Here is a 2802-nt window from a genome sequence, read left to right on the forward strand (position 1 = left end):
TTTCTCCTCTTTTTATTTTATCCCAGCAGCGATTCCAGTTGGTCGCTCAGTCCTTCCAGCTCCTCACGGGTAGGTGCCTCCTGCTCGGAGCGCATCCTGCTCAGGGCATCCTGTGCGCGCTTTATCAGAATCGGGTCAAAGCCTTCGACCTGCTGCGCACGTTTGCACAGCCTTTGCAGACGTTCCATCGCCACAAACAGCTGGTGTTCCCGTCCGACCTCCTCAATGAGCGTTCCAAACGGCCAGCGCTCGTTGTGCTGGGTGATGACCATTTTGACCGGCAGGTCGATCTGCTGCTGACGCATGGCGTTTAACAGCTGATCCAGCCGCTTGCCGGCAAGTCCGCCCATCGCCATCGCCGGTGTCTGCGGCTGAACGGCGGTTTCTTCCTGCGGGTCGCTGCGGTAGCCTGCCAGCGTACCGGTAGTTTGGCCAAGCTCGGACGGCGCTACCTCCTTGTATGGAATCTGCATCTGTGTAAGCAGTGCAAACAGGCGGTCGCTGCCCTCGATCTTCTCGCTCTGGTACAGCAGCACGATCTCTTTGCGCGGTGCAATCTTTGCTTTCATGTGGTTCCCTCTTTTCTGTCAAAAATACCCTTGCCAGCATTGTACCACATTTTGCGTCTGACTTCCAGTGTCCGGCTAACGGCTGTGTTTTGCCTCCAAACCTGGGTGGTCGATGAGGCAGTCGACGTAAATCTCGATGCGGCAGTCGTCGATCACCTGTTCAAAATTCTCCTGATTTGCCTTCCAGTAGTCCGGCTCATATTTTTTGATGAATTCGGAATAGCGGAAGATGTCGCTTTTCTTCTCAAAAAAGACCTTATCCACCGTCTGGCGCACCGTGTCTTTGATTTGGGATGATACTTCAATCTGGATTTCTCCCAGCTGCTCCATTCCTACTCCGCCGCCACTGGGAAAGGTCGCCTCCAGCACGCTGCCTTCGGTGCGGATTTCCAGCAGGAGAACCGGCTTGCCGTCCTCCATGCTCACCTTCACCTGGCTTTCGCTGTCGGTCAGTTCCACCGAAGCGAGCGCCTCCTTCTCTTCTCCGTAATTGACCGTCATCACGGCACGCTTTAGCTCATCGGTCGCCCACAGTACGCCACGGGTCTGTTCGATCGAAAGGTTATCCAAAAACTTTCCTTCTTTAAAAATGGCCATTCCTGCAATTTTCAGCACCTTTTTGCCGTCGGTCAGTTCCTCGGTGGTAACCAGCGGCAGATAGGGCTCGGCTTTGTCGCTTTGCAGGCGGTTGATGACATCCTTGAGCGCAGGACGTCCCAGCAGACCGTTTTTCTGCCCCTGTTCGATCAATGTCTTTAGCTGGGTGGCGCTGCTGTCCTGCTCGGACTGGGTGCGGATGACCTCCTCGGCGGTGTTCTCCGCCATCGCCACATATAGCTCAGGGCTGACCTCGTGGTTAGCATTAAAGTATCCCAGCACCGATTCCAGACCCTGCTGGGCTGCCGAGCGTCCCACCACCAGAAAGCTTGCGTTTCCTAAAAACACCTCGTTGCCGCTGTATTGGCTCAATCCGTCCACCGCCTCGCTGACCGAACGTCCGCGAGTCTGGACGACCAGTGTCGCTGCCGCTGCCTCCTGTCCCGATTGCAGCTGCGGAGAGAATTGCAGCATGCTCAGCACAAATTCTCCGTCCACCAGATCCACTCCCACCATCTTGATGATGGTGCGGTCCTTGAGCTGTGCGGCATTCATACAGCCGCACAGCAGCAGCGCAAAGCCTGCCGCCATCAGCAGAGAGATCCACTTTTTCATCTGCGCTCCTCCTTTTTTTGTCGATTGTACGCGAGCAGCAGCAACAGCACCGGCCAGAACAGCAGCAAGAAATAGACCGGCACTCCGTCCGCAAGAAAGTGATATAATCCCCCGAACAGCTGGATATTTCGCACTGCTGCAATCGCAGTGACGGTGACCACGGCGGCGCTGATTCCCACCACCCAGCGGCTTTGCAGCTTTGGTCCCAGCGTTCCCAGCGTCCGACAGGCAAGAATGAGATAGAGCGCGGCACGAATCATCGCCGTTGCCACCCACAGCACCAGCAGCACATAGTCAAACCGGTAGAACACATTGGAGCCGGACAGCACAAAGAGGGTGTACACCGGAAAATTCTGTGTTTCTCCATAGCTGCCCAGCACGGTGATCGCCGCATAGGAAACTGCCAGCAGAATGACGCTGGTCATCGTGTGATAGCCCCAGAAGGTGCGCTGGAGCTTTGGAGTGTTGAGGTTTGACAGCAGCAGCACAAAGGCAATCAGCTCGATGTTCTGGGTAAAGTAGCGGGTGGACCTGTACAGCACCTTTCCCCATCCGTCATACAGCGGAGAGATCAGATTGAGGGTGTCCATGGAACCCCACAGTCCCAGACTGATGAGCAGCGAGGAAAGGATGGTCGCTGCCAGCATGATTGCCGCCGTCCTGGTCACCGCCTCCAGTCCCAGCAGCACCAGATATAATACAGCGCCGCAGAAAATGAGGCCCACCCAGAGGACGCTGGCGCGCGGATAGACGGCGCTTGTCAAAAACATTGTAAACTGGGCGGCGGTCTCGGCGGAAACCACCAGACACACCAGATACAATACTATCGCACTGACCCGTCCCAGTTTTGGCGAAAGCTGCATGGTCAGTATCTGCAGATCCATCCCTGGGTGCTTTTTCAGCAGCAGCCACGCCGGAACCATTGCAGCCGCAGTCAGCACAAAGCCGAGGACGATTGCCAGCAGCGACGCACTTCCCTGCGACGTGCCATTGGCGTCGAGAATGAAAATCAGGACGATAA

At 56.1% G+C, this 2802-nt stretch carries 3 protein-coding genes; all 3 read right to left on the reverse strand.

The features are described from left to right. Positions 1 to 17: 17 nt before the first annotated feature. Positions 18 to 569, reverse strand: a complete 552-nt coding sequence (locus Q0L39_RS11515; RefSeq protein ID WP_296629323.1) for a DUF3783 domain-containing protein — start codon at positions 567 to 569, stop codon at positions 18 to 20. A 75-nt stretch (positions 570 to 644) separates the two neighbouring features. Further along, entirely contained in the window at positions 645 to 1781 is a 1137-nt protein-coding gene (locus tag Q0L39_RS11520) for a Ger(x)C family spore germination protein (protein WP_296629325.1), read from the reverse strand. Then, positions 1778 to 2802: GerAB/ArcD/ProY family transporter (locus tag Q0L39_RS11525; RefSeq protein WP_296629326.1), on the reverse strand; the 1025-nt coding region annotated here is incomplete at its 5' end. The genes Q0L39_RS11525 and Q0L39_RS11520, both read right to left, overlap by 4 nt.

Source organism: uncultured Negativibacillus sp. (assembly GCF_944388365.1).
In the GTDB taxonomy this organism is placed as follows: Bacteria; Bacillota; Clostridia; order Oscillospirales; family Ruminococcaceae; genus Negativibacillus.

What these genes read in the sequence shown, in the direction of transcription:
- Q0L39_RS11520 (WP_296629325.1), bottom strand. Translation starts at nt 1,781, where the DNA reads ATGAAAAAGTGGATCTCTCTGCTGATGGCGGCAGGCTTTGCGCTGCTG.
- Q0L39_RS11515 (WP_296629323.1), bottom strand. Translation starts at nt 569, where the DNA reads ATGAAAGCAAAGATTGCACCGCGCAAAGAGATCGTGCTGCTGTACCAG.